Origin of the sequence: Paenibacillus sp. 79R4, from assembly GCF_013393165.1 — a bacterium.
Taxonomy (GTDB): Bacteria; Bacillota; Bacilli; order Paenibacillales; family Paenibacillaceae; genus Fontibacillus.
Window position 1 is genome coordinate 56,360 of record NZ_QJOT01000020.1, and the last position, 17,171, is coordinate 73,530.

At 48.8% G+C, this 17,171-nt stretch carries 12 protein-coding genes and 2 rRNA genes; all 14 read right to left on the reverse strand.

Features of this window, described 5'->3' with window-relative positions; all coding sequences use genetic code 11:
• Positions 1-38: 38 nt before the first annotated feature.
• Positions 39-1,115: a DNA integrity scanning diadenylate cyclase DisA gene (disA, locus tag DMN77_RS21175; RefSeq protein ID WP_179016235.1), complete on the reverse strand. Its 1,077-nt coding sequence runs from the start codon at positions 1,113-1,115 to the stop codon at positions 39-41.
• 11 nt (positions 1,116-1,126) lie between these two features.
• A complete protein-coding gene (gene radA, locus DMN77_RS21180; protein ID WP_179016236.1) occupies positions 1,127-2,494 on the reverse strand; it encodes a DNA repair protein RadA in 1,368 nt (455 codons plus the stop codon).
• Between the two features lie 313 nt (positions 2,495-2,807).
• Positions 2,808-5,252 carry an ATP-dependent protease ATP-binding subunit ClpC gene (gene clpC, locus DMN77_RS21185; RefSeq protein WP_179016237.1) on the reverse strand — a complete coding sequence of 815 codons (2,445 nt, stop codon included), beginning with the start codon at positions 5,250-5,252 and terminating at the stop codon, positions 2,808-2,810.
• A gap of 204 nt (positions 5,253-5,456) precedes the next feature.
• Positions 5,457-6,521 (reverse strand): protein-arginine kinase McsB, encoded by a 1,065-nt coding sequence (gene mcsB, locus DMN77_RS21190; protein ID WP_068779072.1) that lies wholly within the window; start codon positions 6,519-6,521, stop codon positions 5,457-5,459.
• 12 nt (positions 6,522-6,533) lie between these two features.
• Positions 6,534-7,058, reverse strand: a complete 525-nt coding sequence (gene mcsA, locus DMN77_RS21195; RefSeq protein ID WP_068779071.1) for a protein-arginine kinase activator protein McsA — start codon at positions 7,056-7,058, stop codon at positions 6,534-6,536.
• A gap of 32 nt (positions 7,059-7,090) precedes the next feature.
• Positions 7,091-7,549 carry a CtsR family transcriptional regulator gene (locus tag DMN77_RS21200; RefSeq protein WP_068779070.1) on the reverse strand — a complete coding sequence of 153 codons (459 nt, stop codon included), beginning with the start codon at positions 7,547-7,549 and terminating at the stop codon, positions 7,091-7,093.
• Positions 7,550-7,876: 327 nt separating this feature from the next.
• Positions 7,877-9,088, reverse strand: a complete 1,212-nt coding sequence (locus DMN77_RS21205) for a response regulator transcription factor (RefSeq protein WP_179016238.1) — start codon at positions 9,086-9,088, stop codon at positions 7,877-7,879.
• Between the two features lie 4 nt (positions 9,089-9,092).
• Positions 9,093-10,916 carry a cache domain-containing sensor histidine kinase gene (locus DMN77_RS21210; protein WP_179016239.1) on the reverse strand — a complete coding sequence of 608 codons (1,824 nt, stop codon included), beginning with the start codon at positions 10,914-10,916 and terminating at the stop codon, positions 9,093-9,095.
• A gap of 38 nt (positions 10,917-10,954) precedes the next feature.
• Positions 10,955-11,962, reverse strand: coding sequence for a substrate-binding domain-containing protein (locus DMN77_RS21215; RefSeq protein WP_179016240.1), 1,008 nt, complete (start codon positions 11,960-11,962; stop codon positions 10,955-10,957).
• A gap of 169 nt (positions 11,963-12,131) precedes the next feature.
• Positions 12,132-13,298 (reverse strand): multiple monosaccharide ABC transporter permease, encoded by a 1,167-nt coding sequence (mmsB, locus tag DMN77_RS21220; protein WP_179016241.1) that lies wholly within the window; start codon positions 13,296-13,298, stop codon positions 12,132-12,134.
• Positions 13,282-14,835, reverse strand: coding sequence for a multiple monosaccharide ABC transporter ATP-binding protein (mmsA, locus tag DMN77_RS21225; protein WP_068779065.1), 1,554 nt, complete (start codon positions 14,833-14,835; stop codon positions 13,282-13,284). The genes mmsB and mmsA overlap by 17 nt, the downstream gene beginning before the upstream one ends.
• Positions 14,836-15,080: 245 nt before the next feature.
• Positions 15,081-16,163, reverse strand: coding sequence for a multiple monosaccharide ABC transporter substrate-binding protein (gene chvE / locus DMN77_RS21230; RefSeq protein ID WP_179016242.1), 1,083 nt, complete (start codon positions 16,161-16,163; stop codon positions 15,081-15,083).
• Positions 16,164-16,899: 736 nt separating this feature from the next.
• Positions 16,900-17,016, reverse strand: a 5S ribosomal RNA gene (gene rrf, locus DMN77_RS21235).
• Between the two features lie 59 nt (positions 17,017-17,075).
• Positions 17,076-17,171: ribosomal RNA gene (locus tag DMN77_RS21240) — 23S ribosomal RNA — on the reverse strand; the annotation flags it as partial.

Consider the following 17,171-nt stretch of genomic DNA (forward strand, 5'->3'; position numbering starts at 1 on the left):
TATTTATTCCCCTTAATCATCACTTCATGATAGGGGAATTATATTTGCCTGTCAATGAACACTTGTTCCTGTATTCGCTTCAATCCTTCTTTAATGGCACGCGCCCTTGCTTCCCCAATACCGTCAACCTCATCGAGCTCTTCAATGGACGCCATTAGTATTTCCGGCAGCTCGCGGAATCGTTCAACCAAATTATGAATGATGACATTGGGCAGACGAGGGATTTTGTTCAATACGCGATAACCACGTGGCGATATAATCTCCTCCGAAGTCGCCGCTGCGGAAGGATAACCGAGCAGACGGGTGATGTGAACATCGTCCAAGAGCTCATCGTCACTCGATCGCTTCAGCCCCAGAATAATCTCACGGATCGCATCGTCGCTATCGTCCTTGGCATAATCTTTATAGAGCAGCCAGGCTTCCTCCTCCATATTGCTGACCAGCTCTTCCATTTGCATGCTAATCAGTCGGCCTTCAATCCCCAGCTCATTAATAAAACGCTTGATCTCCAGCTTAATGCGGATAACCATCTCCACACGCTGCATCACATTTACCACTTCGGGAATCGTCACTAGTTCTTCGAACTCTGATGCAGACAGATTCGTTAAAGCCTGATTGAGCACCGCCCTGTATTTCTCCAGCGTCTGGATTGCCTGGTTTGCCTTGGTCAGAATTTCACCGCTCTCCTTCAGCGCGTACCGCAGTCCTCCCTGGTACAAAGTAATGATATTGCGGCGCTGTGAGATCGATACGACCAGCTTGCCCGTCTGTTTAGCAACCCGTTCCGCCGTTCTGTGGCGTATCCCGGTCTCCGACGAGGCAATGGATGAATCAGGAATCAGCTGTGTATTTGCATATAATATTCGTTTTAAATCCTCACTAAGAATGATGGCTCCATCCATCTTGGCCAATTCGTACAGATAGTTAGGAGAAAAATCGCAATTGATGGAAAACCCGCCTTCTACAACCTCCATGACTTCGGGGCTATAGCCGACAACGATTAAACCGCCGGTCTTCGCACGCAGCACATTTTCCAACCCATCCCGAAAGGAAGTGCCCGGAGCCACGAGCTTCAGCAAATCATTCATTTTCTCTGCCTGAGTTGTTTCTTTCATTATTGTGCCCCCTAATCTAATGCAACAGCAAGCGCATCTGCAACGGTATTTACACCGATTAATTCGATCTCTTTGGGTCCCTGCCAGCCCTTCAGGCTCTTCTCAGGCAAGATCACCCGTTTGAAGCCTAGCTTCGCCGCCTCCTTCACTCTCTGTTCGACGCGTGAGACCGCTCTGACTTCCCCTGTAAGCCCGACTTCCCCAAAGACGACATCATAGGGCTTCGTAGGCACATCGCGGAAGCTGGAGGCTAAACTGACGGCAATCGCCAGGTCTACGGCAGGCTCATCAAGCTTCACTCCGCCGGCCAGATTTACATAGGCGTCCTGGTTCTGCAGGAACATGCCCATTCGCTTCTCCAGCACGGCAATAATCAGATTCATCCGGTTATGATCCACACCCGTAGCCATTCTACGCGGGGAAGGGAATAAAGTTGACGCAACAAGAGCCTGAAGCTCAACCAGCATCGGTCTGGTTCCTTCCATACTGGCCACGACGGTAGAACCCGCAACACCAAGCGGGCGTTCGGAGAGGAACAGCTCCGAAGGGTTGAGAACTTCCTCTAAACCAGCCTCATTCATTTCAAAGATACCCATCTCATTGGTGGAGCCAAAACGATTCTTAACCGCACGAAGCAATCGGTATGAATGATGACGCTCGCCCTCAAAATAGAGCACGCAATCGACCATATGTTCCAGCATGCGCGGTCCGGCAATAGCCCCCTCCTTTGTAACATGTCCGACCAATACCGTAGCGATTCCCTGCCCTTTGGCAACCCGCATGAACCGGGCCGTACATTCCCGCACTTGGGAGACGCTTCCGGGCGCGCTGGTGACTTCCGGCATATATACGGTCTGAATGGAGTCGATAACGAGGAAATCCGGCTTAACTTCATCGATCGCTTCCTCGATTCCATCAATACTGCTCTCGCACATAACGTAGAGATTCGGGGATAATGCGCCGAGCCTCTCTGCCCGCAGCTTCGTCTGACGAACCGATTCTTCTCCGGAGACATAGAGCACTTTCCGGCCAGAGTTAGCCATCTCGTTCGAGGTTTGCAGTAGCAATGTCGATTTGCCGATTCCAGGATCCCCGCCAACCAGCACCAGGGAACCAGGGACGATCCCTCCGCCCAGCACTCGGTTAAGCTCTCCAATCCCGGTAAGGATTCGCGGCAATCGGCCACTCTCTATATTTATGATCGGAAGTGGCTTTTCTTTCGTATGAAATATGCCGGAGGACATCCCCTGCGTCTTGACCACTTTCTCCGTTTCTTCCACCATGCTGTTCCATGCCCCACAACCAGGACATTTTCCGTACCATTTCGGTGATTCATAGCCGCAATCGGTACAGAAGAACTTTGTCTTTACTTTTGCCATTAATCTCTCCTTCTTACTTTCGCAATATTTAACAAACCTTGCAGGTTGCACCACAAAGCTAATAATCAAAGTTTATCATTGTTATCGATTTGGCGTAAAGTTTTGTGTGCAAACAATTTTCGTTAACTCCTGAAAAAACATGTAAGTATTCTTGAAAAGAAATCAAATGAAGAAAATTATGTATCACTTTTTGTGTGTAAAAAAGCAGCTTCCAAAGCAAACCTGCTCTGGAAGCTGCTTTTATTATGTTCATCGGCAATCTAGCCGCTCTAATGAAGAGATTCAGGTGGAATATTAGACAAAGCCCAACAATTTATGCCATTTTCACAAAATCTCCGGTCTTCTTGACGCTTAATTCGCCATTTTCTTCATCGATCGTGAGCGAATCGCCCTTCTTCACCTTACCGGTCAGCAATTCCTCAGACAGCCGGTCTTCGATATGCTTCTGAATCGCCCGGCGCAATGGACGAGCACCATAAGTCGGATCATAGCCCTCTTTTGCCAGAAACGCCTTCGCTTTGTCTGTCAGCACGAAGTCAACATCGAAGTCGTTCAGCCGTTTCCGCAATTCTTCGGACATCAGCGTTACGATCTCTCCAATATGCTTCTCTTCGAGAGAATGGAACACGATGATCTCGTCGATCCGGTTCAGGAACTCAGGACGGAAGCCCTTCTTCAGTTCTTCCATTACCTTGGACTTCATGTTATCGTAATCGGCACCTGCGTCGGTTACGGCAGTGAAGCCCATTTTTGTATTGCGGCGGATCGCTTCTGCTCCGACATTGGAGGTCAAAATGATCAGCGTGTTGCGGAAGTCGACAACCCGGCCTTTGGAATCGGTCAGTCGTCCATCCTCAAGCACTTGCAGCAGGATATTGAATACTTCCGGATGCGCCTTCTCGATCTCATCAAGCAGCACTACCGAATAGGGCTTGCGCCGTACTTTCTCGGTCAGCTGACCGCCTTCTTCATAACCGACGTAACCTGGAGGCGCGCCGACCAGACGAGCGGTGGAATGCTTCTCCATATACTCCGACATATCGATACGGATAACCGCATTCTCATCGCCGAACATCGCTTCAGCCAAAGCGCGGGCCAATTCGGTCTTACCTACACCTGTTGGTCCAAGGAAAATGAAGGAGCCCATAGGACGCTTCGGATCCTTGAGTCCGGCACGCGCCCGGCGGATAGCCCGGCTGACTGCCTTAACGGCTTCATCCTGACCGATAACACGCTCATGCAGGATCGACTCCATATTCATGAGACGCTCGGTCTCTTCTTCTTTCAGCTTGTTGACCGGGATTCCTGTCCAGCTGGCCACCACCTCGGCGATATCCTCCGGAGTCACCTCAGAATCCATGCGCCCTTGCTTTTCTTTCCACTGGTTCTTCGTGACATCCAGCTCTTCGCGAATCTTCTGTTCGGTATCACGCAGGGCAGCCGCTTTTTCAAATTCCTGACTTTGCACAGCGGCGTCCTTCTCCTTGCGGATATCCTCCAGACGGCTCTCCAGCTGCTTCAAATTAGGCGGTACCGTATATGTGCTCAATCTCACCTTGGAGCCCGCCTCATCGATCAAGTCGATCGCTTTGTCCGGCAAGAAGCGGTCCTGAATGTAACGATCGGACAATTTAACGGCTTGCTCGATCGCTTCATCTGTAATTTTTACACGGTGATGCGCTTCATAGCGATCGCGAAGGCCGTGCAAAATTTGAATTGTCTCCTCCGCAGAAGGCTCATCGACCGTTATCGGTTGGAATCGGCGTTCCAGAGCCGCATCCTTCTCAATATACTTGCGGTATTCGTCCAGCGTAGTTGCCCCGATGCATTGCAGCTCACCACGTGCCAGCGCCGGCTTCAGAATATTGGAAGCATCGATGGCGCCTTCGGCTCCACCAGCACCAATCAGCGTATGCAACTCGTCTATAAACAAGATGATATTACCGGCTTGGCGAATCTCGTCCATAATCTTCTTCAAACGGTCCTCGAATTCACCGCGGTACTTCGTACCCGCTACGACAGAACCCATATCAAGAGTCATGACGCGCTTATCGCGCAATGTCTCAGGAATTTCGTTATTTACGCTCTTTTGAGCCAAGCCTTCGGCAACCGCGGTCTTACCAACACCAGGTTCACCGATGAGGACCGGATTGTTCTTCGTCCGCCGGCTCAATACCTGGATAACGCGTTCGATCTCTTTGCTGCGTCCGATTACCGGGTCGAGGTTTCCCTCTTTGGCGGTAGCGGTCAAGTCGCGAGCAAGGCTATCCAACGTTGGCGTGTTCACATTAACAGGTGCGCCATGATGGCTCGATACAGCTTCGCTGCTGCCAAGCAGCTGCAACACTTGCTGACGTGCTTTATTCAAGCTGATGCCCAAATTGTTAAGTACTCGTGCAGCTACGCCTTCGCCTTCACGGATCAATCCCAGCAGGATATGCTCGGTCCCCACATAGGTATGGCCCAACTTGCGCGCCTCATCCATCGACAGTTCGATAACTTTCTTGGCACGCGGCGTATAGGCAATATTAATCGGCTGTTCCTGACCGCGACCAATCAAGGCTTCAACTTCATCTTGTATTTTCTCCAAACCGAGGCCAAGGCCGATAAGAGCTTTAGCTGCAATGCCTTCGCCTTCACGGATCAATCCCAGTAGAATATGCTCCGTACCGATATTGTTATGCCCGAGTCTGACCGCCTCATCCTGAGCCAAGGCCAGTACCTTCTGGGCGCGTTCTGTAAATCTACCAAACATCATATTCCATTACACCTCCAAATTAAATCTATTCTGCCGCTTATGATCATGATGTAACACCGAGAGCTTAATCGACATCGAATCTTGAATTCAGCCAGGCCCACGGTGCTCATGTACAAACTGCGTACGCTCCACTCCTTAAGCTTAGCTTCATCCAACCTTTCCGGTGCTGAAAAGCGGCTTTTTGCCCGTAAAATAACGCCTATTTTATTGCAAATTATCCTTCAAATGCTCGCGTATCACCTTGGCGCGGTATATATCCCGCTCTCCTGGGGACATATTTCCCCCCTGCCTCTTCTGCAAGAAGCCTGGCTGCGTCATAACGTTCAATTCATTTAAAGCATGGAATGGCACGTTCACGAAACCAAGATCCACACCGAGTCGAACGTCAGATAAACGCTGCGCCGCCTCCTTCGAATCGATGATTTCGGAATAGGATAATATTCCATATGAACGCATTATACGATCCATAATACGGATTCGCGAGTCAGAAAGCAATTTTTCTCTGGCTACTTTTTCATGTTCAATAATTTGTACTACGACACCATACAGGTTGTCAATAATCTCGGATTCGTTCTGTCCCAGCGTAATCTGATTGGAGATTTGGAACAGGTTGCCGACGGTCTCGCTACCTTCGCCATAAATCCCGCGCACAGCCAGGCCGACCTGAGATACAGCCGACAGAATCCGCCCGATCTGACTCGTAAGAGCCAGCGCAGGAAGATGGATCATCACGGAAGCCCTCAGCCCTGTACCGACATTTGTCGGACAGCTGGTCAAGTAACCGCGCTTGTCATCAAACGCATAATCGACATGATCCTCGAAGATATCGTCAACCGCCGACGCTTTCTCCCAGGCCTCTTTGACCTGAAGTCCCGGATACAGGCATTGAATCCTCAAGTGATCCTCTTCATTCACCATGATGCTCAAGCTCTCATCATCGCTTATGAACGCCGCGCCATTCCGGGATTCAGTAACCAGGCTCGGACTGATCAGATGCTTCTCCACCAAAACCTGCTTATCCAGATCATCCAGGTCATCCAGCTCGATGGGATGAAGTTTCCCGAACGGCTGCATCCGCTCATCGCTGAGCACCTGTTCGAACTGGCTCAGCACCTCCTCCGATTGCTGATTCGTAGCCAATATAGGAAAGGGATATTCAACCAGGTTACGGGCGATCCGCACCCGGGTGCTAATTACGATATTCGATTCATTCCCATCACGATTCATCCACTCGCTAAGCGGCTGCTCTGTAAATTGAAGATTTCCCATCGCAATTCCTCCTTACTCTGCGGAAATGTTCTTCTCAAGTTCACGGATCTGATCGCGCAGTGCCGCTGCTTCTTCGAACTGTTCGTGAAGAACCCGGTATTGCAGTTCCCGGCGGAGATCATCCAGCTTACGCTTCATATGGATATGCCCGCCAACCCGTCTTGGCACCTTACCGACATGTGTCGTACTGCCATGAACCTTTCTTAATAGAGGGTCCAGACGATCATTGAAATATTGATAGCAGGAGCTGCACCCGAACCGGCCCAGCTTGCTGAATTGAGAATAGGTCAACCCGCATTTCTCACAGCGCAGGTTCTCCGCCGGCTTTACACCCGAAGCCTGACTGGAAGTCGCAGGACTGAAGTCGAGCAGACCGGATAACAGATTATGAATCGAGAAGCCTCCCGCCGTTCCAGGAATTAATTCTCCCTTCTCGCGGGCACATGCTTCACAAATATGAAATTCTGTCTTTTCCCCATTCACGATTTTCGTAAAATGGAGCGTAGCAGGACGTTTACCGCATTCTTGGCATTGCATGATTGGAATCCCTCCTTAACTGGATAGACTCATTAACCTAACAAAGAAATCAACATCGCCTTCATCATTTGCGCCCGGATCTGATCGCGGTATGGCAGCTTCACCATCAGCACTTCCCGAGATATAGCCGCCTTCATTAGTGCTGCTTCCCTTCGGGTGAGGAACCTTGCTTCCTCCAGTTGATAGATCAGTCCCTCTGCCGCCGTCTGGCCCATTTCATCACCGATCGTATGCTGCAGATGAGTATGCAAGCTAACCGGACCGGGGAGCTCGATGCGGCGGATACGAATATAACCTCCTCCGCCTCTCTTACTCTCCACCAGATAACCCTTCTCCAGCGTAAAGCGCGTGCTGATGACGTAGTTAATCTGGGATGGAACACAGGAGAACCTGTCTGCCAGATCATTACGCTGTATCTCTACAGCGCCCTCCGGACTCTCTTGCAAAATGCTCTTAAGGTGCTTTTCGATAATATCGGAAATATTACGCATCACCCATCCTCCATTGCTCATTACTCCAACATACAGCCAATATTGGATAACCCATATACCTATTATTAACCGTACTGTTCGGTTTGAATATCAGAGGGTGCTTCCAATTTAATACCACAGGCCTTAAAGGCAGTTCAAAAAGTCACTTTATCATAACTAGCCGTATGTTGACTTTGACTTTCTTTGACTTTGATTTTATTATAGCACAATTTTTGAATTTGCCAATGGGGTGTTCAGACGATCCTCATAATAAAAAGGACACTCCGGCATGAAGTGCCCTTAATAAAGGTATCTTGAACATTTTCTTGGACTAATAACCGCTGTTTGTTATCCCTCAAGGAAGCTTTTGCGATAAAGGTTTGGCGGCATGCCGACAACCTTCTTGAAGGAGGTGCTGAAATAATGCTGTGAATCGTAACCTGTCTTCTCGGCGATCTCATGCATCGTCAGCTTCGTCCCCACCAGCAGGCGGATGGCCATCGTCGTTCGTACATGAGTTAGCATGCCGATGAAGGACTGGCCTGATTCCTGTTTGAAAATGCGGCTCAAATACACGGATGATACGCCAAGCTCATCTGCAACGTACTCTAAAGTCAGCTCGGGATCGCTATACCGCTGCTCGATCATTTCCCGCGCTTTTCTGACGAAATCAGACATACGCGCCTCCCGGTTGACCATCGTTTTGGCTGCTGTGTATAGCTCCGGTAAATTGGCATTCCCCTCGTTCAGCTGAAAACTGACCAGCACAGCCAGTTCCAGATACTTCTCACAGGCCTCAGTAATTCGAGCGCCCATCGCGGTGTCCTCGCTTCCCCAGACCAATACGACGATCATCCCGGTCTGATCGCGGAAATGGACATAATCCTCGGCATCGCTCGTCTCCTCAATCAATTCGTCGATCACGTTCTCGATCGCGAACAGCAAAAGCTGCCGATCCTTCTCGGACATGAATGCCTTCCCCTTGGACTGTTCCGGCCAGCGCACGATCCCGACCATATCGGGCAGTCTCTCCGGCATTTGCAAGAAGGCTAGCTGCCCAGCAATTTCATCCTCGCTTACATCGCCTTCGATCCATTCCAGGCAGAAGCGTTCCCGCAGCAGCGACACATTCTTGTCGAGCTGCTTTGAAGCCATATCGAGTATTTTCTCATTGGTGGACTCCACGTCCAGCTTCCTGGAGACGCCCGACAGCACTTCCCTTAATTGTCCTGGATTAACAGGCTTCAAAATATAGTCGTCAACGCTGAGCTTGATCGCTCTTTTGGCGTAGTCAAATTCATCATGTCCGGTAATAATAATCACTTTGCACCCGGGAAGCTGATCACGAAGCTTGCTGATCAAAGTCAAGCCATCCATAATCGGCATACTGAGGTCAACGATAAGAATATTCACCTGCTCCCGCAGGGCTAGTTCCAGCGCTTCTTCTCCATCCTCGGCCTCACCGACAACCTGCATATTCAATCTATCCCAATCTATCGAGCTCCTGATTCCCTCGCGGATAATAAACTCATCATCAGCTATAATGACCTTCCACTTCATCCCTCTACTCCTCCCGATGCATAATAGGATGACGAATCGTCACGATCGTCCCGCTTTTCCATTGACTATCTATTGATATGCCATAAGGCTCTCCATAGCTGAGGCGGATCCGCTCCTGCACATTCCTGAGTCCATAGCTCTTAAGAAGCCCTCTCTCTTCCTCGCCTTTCTCTTGCGGTGTGGGCTGCATGTAATCGGTCTTGCCAACCTGATCGAGCTGTGTGCGCAGCAGGTCCAGCTTACCCTCAGTCATGCCGTTGCCATCATCCTCAATCCGAATGACAACCATTCCTTCCTCAGCCGTTGCCCGGATCGATATAAAACCTGATCCGCGCCGCTCCTTAATGCCGTGATAGATGGCATTCTCCACAACAGGCTGCAGGATTAACTTAATGACGAACAAATTCATTAATTCCGGCTCAATTTCGATACTATAGTTCAGCTTGTCTTTATAGCGAGTCTTCTGAATCATCAGATAACTGCGGATATGTTCAAATTCATCGGCAAGCGGAATAATTTCTTTGCCCCGACTTAGCCCGATCCTGAACAGACGAGATAAAGATTCAACGACTTCTGTTGCCTCATAGGCTCCGTCTTTTCTGGCCAGCCACTGGATTGTATCCAGTGTATTATAAAGAAAATGCGGTTGAATGTGAGCCTGCAAACTGCGCAGCTCCGCTTCCCGCTTCAAACGCTGCTCCTCATTGACCTGCCTTAGCAGGCGTTTGATCTGCGCAAGCATCTGGTTGAAGCTATTGCCAAGCATGCCGATTTCATCACGGCGTTTGCCGTTATAACGAATGCTCATATTGCCATTCTCCACTTTATGCATGAATGACGACAGCTGGATAATCGGACGGGAGATCGAATAGGACAAATAATAGGAAGCCGCGATTCCCAGCAAGCTGACGAGAAATACAAAAGAGACGATATACAGATTAATCTCATTGATCCCCTGGATCCTGTCCTGCATCGGAAAGACACCAACCGTCGTCCAGCCCGTAAAGGATGATTTTTGATAAATATACTGTATCGGCTTGCCATCTACTTTTTCTGCAAAATCCCCGGCATTGTCCGTTAAAATTCGTTCCCGCTCAAGCTGGTCAACAATGGAGTTTTTAGGAGCGTAAAGTGCGTCTCCCTTGTCATCCATCACGATCAGATACCCTGACTTGCCGAGTCTGACATCACGGACCACCTCGGCAATCAGCCGCGATTTGAAATCGATCAGCACGACACCCTGCACAGCCTGAGTCTCCGGATCAAGCACTGCGCGAACGAAGGAGACAACCTCCTCATCCTTGTAATTCGCATGACTGGTTACATTTCTTTTGACCGGATGTCCAACAAGCTTGAAGATTCCCTTCGCCTTTACGGCATCCTGATACCAGTTCTCCTCCGTCAAGTTCCGGCTGGTACGTGCATACATCTCGTTGCTTAAATACTCTCCCTTATGGTTAACGACCATAATCCCAGCGATCTCGGAGTGAAGTGTCGTAAAGCCCTGGAGGAATTTCAGCGTGTTGTAGCGCTCCTGTTCCCCGGGAAAGGCCAAGGTGCCTTCCGCAAAGAACCTTCCTATCTCCGGATTAAAGGAAATCAGATACGATATGTTCTGCATATTGCTGGCGTGATAATCGAGTGATTTATTCACATTGCCAATCAACTGGGATGTCTGCCCGTTGACCTGCTCTTCGATGGTGTAACTGGTAGCCCATGAAATTAACAGCCCCAGGCAGAGCGCCGGAAAAATGCTAATTAGCAAAATATGCAGGATCAGCTTGTCGCGAATCGACCAGTTATCAAATTGCAGCCATTTGGTTCGCATGCTTGTTCTCCTCCCAATCCCAAACGACGATGTTGTGGTTATTTAGCATAGAAGTGTTCGACATTGGATTTGGTTACAACGGATATTCCGGTATCCACATAGGTCGGAAGTGGAGGGACCTGTGCCTGCTGCCAATCCGCAACCGGCTCGACCAGCGAATTGTTCAAATGAAATAGCTGCATCAGTGCCCAGTAACCCATATTCCAGGTGCCTTGAGCCATCGTCGCGGATATAACGCCCTGCTTGATCAAATCCAGCGTTCCTTTATTGGTGTCAAAGCTGATAACCTGAATGTCGCTGCGGTTGTTATTCATTAGCGCATTGCCTACGCCGATCCCCCCAACGGCTTCCGTGACGAAAATTCCCTTCAGATCCGGATATCTTAGCAGCAGCTCCTCCGTTCTGTTCTCGGAGACGACCTGATCCCCCTTGTCCTCAACGATCTCTACGACTTTAAGATGGGGATGCTGTTCCTTAAGCGTCTCGGTGAATCCAGTAACACGCTGTTGTTGATTTAATTGATTCTGTTGGGTGAGAATAGCTACAATTCCCGACTCTCCAATCAGTTCATCCATCTTATGGGCTGCTACGACTCCAGCATTATAGTTATCCGTACTCAAGAAAGAGTAGGCCTTGCTATTAGGGACATTGGAATCGAACAGCACAACCGGTATACCTGAAGAGACTGCCTTATCGATAACGTTAATCAGCGCCTCCGAGTTAATAGCCGAGACGGCAATTCCCGCAGGCTTCTTGGCGATGACCTGCTCAAGCACGGTGACTTCCTCATGCTCGTCATATTGAGTAGCACCCCGATACTCCACGGTTACTCCCAACGCCTCCGCTGCATCCTCGAAGCCCTTCAGCGTATTTTTCCAATACTCATTGCCGGCGAGGTAGTTCACCATTACATACTTCTCATCCGATTCTCCCCGAAGTCCGACGGCCGCTTCCATCGGATCAGATGCCCCGCGGGTATAAGCCGAGTACAAATAGATCAAGAAAAGACTGATCAAAACAATATATAAAATAACTAGTTTCTTCACTGCTTCCCCCTCCGGCTTTATCAAGGTAGTCCGTTTACCTGTTGGCTTGACCCCTTCAATTATACTTCGTTCGGCCAGAAATAAAGCGCTATCTTCGTATGGGATAGAAAAACCGCACCCTCAATCAGATCATTGGTCGCGGTACGGTGACAACTCTATTTTGCTTCGGTTATGCCGCTGTTTTATTTTTATTGTAAATATCGAAGGCGACGGCCAGCAGCAGAACAAGCCCCTTAATTCCTTGTTGATAATCGATACCCAGTCCGATCAACGACATTCCGTTGTTCATCACACCCATAACGAGGCCACCGATCATCGCGCCGATCACAGTACCGACACCCCCCGACGCCGAAGCCCCGCCGATAAAGCAGGCCGCAATCGCATCAAGCTCGAAGTTGACGCCCGCCTTGGGAGTAGCGGCGTTCAAACGCGCGGTAAAGATCAGCCCGGCAAGAGCTGCCATAACGCCCATATTTACAAATACCCAGAAGGTCATCTTCTTCGTCTTTACGCCTGACAGTCGGGCCGCCTTCTCATTGCCGCCCACGGCATAAATATGGCGTCCCATAACCGTCTTACGCATCACGAAGGTGTATAAAGCAACCAAGGCAAACAGGATAACAAGCACATTCGGAATTCCGTTATAAGCAGATAGTACAAAGGTGAATAAATTAATAATGATAACTATAAAAGCTACTTTGGCGATAAATAACGGCAGGGACAGCACTTCAAATTTATAGCGCGACTGAGTAATCCGACCTCTCCATTCCATAAAGAGATACAGTAGAGACAGCACTGCGCCAAGCAGCAGAGTCAGCATATGAACATTCCAACTGCCGGGAAAATCGGGAATGAAGCCCGAGCTAATGCTGCGGAATCCGCCGGGGAATGGGCCGATTGATTGACCGCCCAGCACCAGCATCGTAAGACCGCGGAACAACAGCATCCCTGCCAGGGTAACGATAAAGGACGGAATGCCGACTGCAGCGACCCAGAAGCCCTGCCAAGCGCCAATCAGCGCCCCCATCAGCAGACATAACAGCATGGTGAGTGGAAAGGGTATGTGGTAATTGACCATCATGACGGCCGCCATGGCTCCGATGAACGCTGCGATCGAGCCAACGGACAGATCGATATGTCCCGTGATGATCACCAGCAGCATGCCGATTACTAGAATCAGAATGTAGCTGTTCTGCAATACCAGATTCGTAATATTCAGAGGCTTAAGCAAAGTACCGTCCGACAAAATTTGAAATAGTCCCATAATTAGCACAAGGACCAAGAACATTCCATATTGTCGTACATTGTTGCGCAGCAGTTTAGTTATGGTGCTCATCTTGGATCTTCCCCCTACTCTTGGTCATCAATTTCATCAATGCTTCCTGCGTCGCATCCTCTCTTCCGATCTCCCCGGTAAATCTTCCTTCGCTCATCACATAGATCCGGTCACACATACCAAGCAGCTCCGGCAATTCGGAGGATATCATCAGGATGCCTTTGCCGGAATCGGCAAGCTCGCCTATAATCGAATAAATCTCATATTTCGCGCCTACATCAATCCCTCGTGTAGGCTCATCCAGGATCAGCAGGTCTGGCCCTGAGAAGATCCATTTGCTAAGCACTACCTTCTGCTGATTGCCCCCGCTTAAATTGCCGGTCTTCTGCAGAATGCTTGGGGCCTTAATGTTCAGTTTCTTGCGGAAATCCTCAGCCACGATGATCTCCTGGTTATCGTTAATGACAAACCCTTTCGAGATCTTGTTCATTGCCGCAAGTGTCGTATTGCGCTTGATATCATCATTCAGAATCAGGCCATACTCCTTGCGGTCCTCGGTCACATAGGCAATACCTTCCTTAATGGCTTGGGTAATACTCTTCAAATGAAGCTGCTTCCCGTCTTTACGGATCTCGCCGCTAATGCGCCGGCCATACGATTGCCCGAACAGGCTCATCGCCAGTTCCGTCCGCCCTGAGCCCATCAGCCCGGCAATACCAACGATCTCGCCGCGGCGCACTTCAAAGCTGCAGTTATCGATCACTTTGCGATCGCCCAGCACGGGATGGTATACGTTCCAATTTTTCACCTCGAAAAATAGGTCGCCCAGCTTCGGTGTATGCTCCGGATAACGGTTCGTCAGCTCGCGTCCAACCATGCCTTTGATAATCCTATCTTCTGTCACGTTGTCCTTTTTCATATCCAATGTCTCTATCGATTTGCCGTCACGCAGAATCGTGATCGAGTCAGCGACCTGAGTAATTTCATTGAGCTTATGAGAAATCAGTACCGAGGTGATCCCCTGTTTCTTGAATTCCAGCAGCAGGTTTAACAGATTCTCGCTATCATCCTCATTCAGCGCTGCCGTGGGCTCATCGAGGATAAGCAGCTTTACCTGCTTGGAAATGGCCTTGGCGATCTCCACCAGCTGTTGCTTCCCGACACCAATCTCCGCGATTGGCGTATTCGGCGATTCATTCAGACCGACCAGCTGCAGCAGCTCTCTCGTTCGAACGATCGTCTCGTTCCAATTGATCATCCCTCTTCTTGTCTGCTCATTTCCGATAAATATATTTTCTGCAATCGTTAATTGAGGAACTAACGCCAGCTCCTGATGGATAATGACGATCCCTTTGTTCTCACTCTGCTTAATGTCCTTAAATTCGCACACTTCGCCTTTGAACAGGATGTCACCCTCATAAGTACCGTGGGGATATACACCGCTTAGTACCTTCATCAGCGTCGACTTGCCGGCGCCATTCTCACCGATCAGCGCGTGTATCTCACCCTCCTGCACACGAAGGTTTACATTCCCGAGCGCCTTAACACCGGGGAAGGTTTTGGTAATCTTCCTCATTTCCAAAATTGCTGCCGTCAATGGTGCTGCACCCCGCTTTCGGAAATATCGTTATAAATGATTTAGCGACAGCCATGAAGCAGGCCGTCACTAAATCATTCGGAGATGATTCTACTTCATGTCAGATACAGAACTTGTAAGTTATCCGTTGAGGCTGGCGAAATTCTATATCGTAAGAAAGCCTACTTTTGCATCGCAGCCGCTCATTCTTGAATAGGTTCTATCCGGTCTTCTTATCAAAAGTGAACCTTATTGAGTTGCCTTGGCTACTTTAGTTGATCTTCAGTGTAGTAACCCGAATCAACCAAAATTGTCTTATAGTTGTCTTTGTCTACAATAACGGGCTCCAATAAATAGGAAGGAACCACCTTCTCGCCATTGTCATACGTCGTTGTATCGTTAACCTCTGCCTCTTCTCCCTTCACGATGCTCTGCACCATGGTGACGACTTTCTTTGCTAAAGCGCGCGTATCCTTAAAGACAGTTGAGGTCTGCTCGCCAGCAATAATTGATTTTACAGAAGCAAGCTCGGCGTCTTGACCCGTCAGAATTGGCATTGGCTTATTTGCTGAACCATAACCCACACCCTTCAGAGAAGAGATTACCCCAATGCTAATCGCGTCATTTGGTGCCAGAACAGCGTCTACCGTAGCATCCGCGTAGTTGGCGCTTAGCAGGTTATCCATCCGCGCTTGCGCTGTAGCACCATCCCAGCGCATTGTGGCAATTTTATCCATCGTGGTCTGTCCGCTACGAACAACAAGCTTGCCGCTATCGATATAAGGCTGTAGTACAGACATCGCTCCATCGTAGAAGAAGTAAGCATTGTTATCATCCGGCGATCCCCCGAACAACTCGATATTGAACGGACCTTTGCCATCCTTAAGACCCAGTTTGTCAACCATATAGTTCGCTTGCAGCTCGCCAACCTTGAAATTGTCGAATGTAGCGTAGAAGCTCACATGCTTGCTTTTCTTGATCAGCCGGTCATAAGCAATGACATCGATATTTGCCTCAGCTGCTTTATCCAGTACATCGGTCAATGATTCTCCATCGATCGGAGCAATAACAATGACCTTAACCCCCTTGGTAATCATGTTCTCGACTTGGGAGACCTGATTCTCAACAACATCCTCCGCATACTGCAAATCAACCCCATAACCGATACTCTCGAATTCCTTCTTCATGTTGGCGCCATCGCTGACCCAGCGCTCCAATGTCTTGGACGGCATCGCAATCCCGATCGTCCCGTTCTCCCCACTGCTGTTCTTGCCCTCTCCGCTGTTTCCGCACGCTGCCAGAACCATAATTAAAGCGGTTACAACTAACAACGATAGTCCCTTTCTCATCAATTGATACGCCCCTTTTCCATGCTATTTGTATTCCTATCTCTATCTTAAGGAAAGCTGCCGCGCAGGTCTTTTGACGTATTCAACTTGTTTTTATAAAAATTCAAAGTAAAGGGGGATCTGGATAGGGGCGGTCGATAATGGAAAGCAGGATAAACAGGACGTAAGATCCCGTGGTTAAATAGGCTAAGAAACACGTACAAGTTTGAGAGAGTGCAGATAAAATAACTGCAAAAATGCATTAATTTCTGCTGAAATGTGTTCATAACCCTATAAAAAAAACTGCATTTCTGCAGTTGTTGTTGATGGACGATTCATTATCCAAAATATATATAGCTGTGCGTTAAAGTCACTATTGCTATGTAACAGTTGTAAAGGAATTAGATGTAGAATCTGGGGCCTGTGGATATCTATTTAGCGAAATCACCAAAACAAAAAAGTCGCTACACTTTACTGTGGATAATAAATTTGAAGTGAAGTCTGTATTGACCTGTTTATGTGGATAGAATTATATATCATTGATATATCAACTGAATATGTGAATAAGACTGTGCATAGTTCATGCTGAATTAATATATTTGTCAGTTGGGTTGGTAAATAGCTGTTGAATACAGAGGGAAATGTGAACAACTGTGTACAATTTGAGGATAACCCCCAGATTAACGTTGATCTCCATCGTTAGTTATCCACTTGGGGATAAAAAAACCACCACCGATTAACGGTAGTGGTTCTTATCGCTTGGCGGCTTCCTACTCTCCCAGGACCCTTCGGTCCAAGTACCATCGGCGCTAGAGGGCTTAACGGTCGTGTTCGGGATGGGTACGTGTGGAACCCCTCCGCCATCGCCACCAAACGTTCAAGGTTAATCCTTGAAAACTGGATACGAAACTCATTTTGCAGATTTAGATGTTTTTGGATAAGCCCTCGACCGATTAGTACCTGTCAGCTCCATACATTGCTGCACTTCCACCTCAGGCCTATCAACCTCGTCGTCTTCAAGGGGTCTTA

Coding starts and splice junctions, on each gene's coding strand:
- disA (WP_179016235.1), bottom strand. CDS start 1,115: ATGAAAGAAACAACTCAGGCAGAGAAAATGAATGATTTGCTGAAGCTC.
- radA (WP_179016236.1), bottom strand. CDS start 2,494: ATGGCAAAAGTAAAGACAAAGTTCTTCTGTACCGATTGCGGCTATGAA.
- clpC (WP_179016237.1), bottom strand. CDS start 5,252: ATGATGTTTGGTAGATTTACAGAACGCGCCCAGAAGGTACTGGCCTTG.
- mcsB (WP_068779072.1), bottom strand. CDS start 6,521: ATGGGAAATCTTCAATTTACAGAGCAGCCGCTTAGCGAGTGGATGAAT.
- mcsA (WP_068779071.1), bottom strand. CDS start 7,058: ATGCAATGCCAAGAATGCGGTAAACGTCCTGCTACGCTCCATTTTACG.
- DMN77_RS21200 (WP_068779070.1), bottom strand. CDS start 7,549: ATGCGTAATATTTCCGATATTATCGAAAAGCACCTTAAGAGCATTTTG.
- DMN77_RS21205 (WP_179016238.1), bottom strand. CDS start 9,088: ATGAAGTGGAAGGTCATTATAGCTGATGATGAGTTTATTATCCGCGAG.
- DMN77_RS21210 (WP_179016239.1), bottom strand. CDS start 10,916: ATGCGAACCAAATGGCTGCAATTTGATAACTGGTCGATTCGCGACAAG.
- mmsB (WP_179016241.1), bottom strand. CDS start 13,298: ATGAGCACCATAACTAAACTGCTGCGCAACAATGTACGACAATATGGA.
- chvE (WP_179016242.1), bottom strand. CDS start 16,163: ATGAGAAAGGGACTATCGTTGTTAGTTGTAACCGCTTTAATTATGGTT.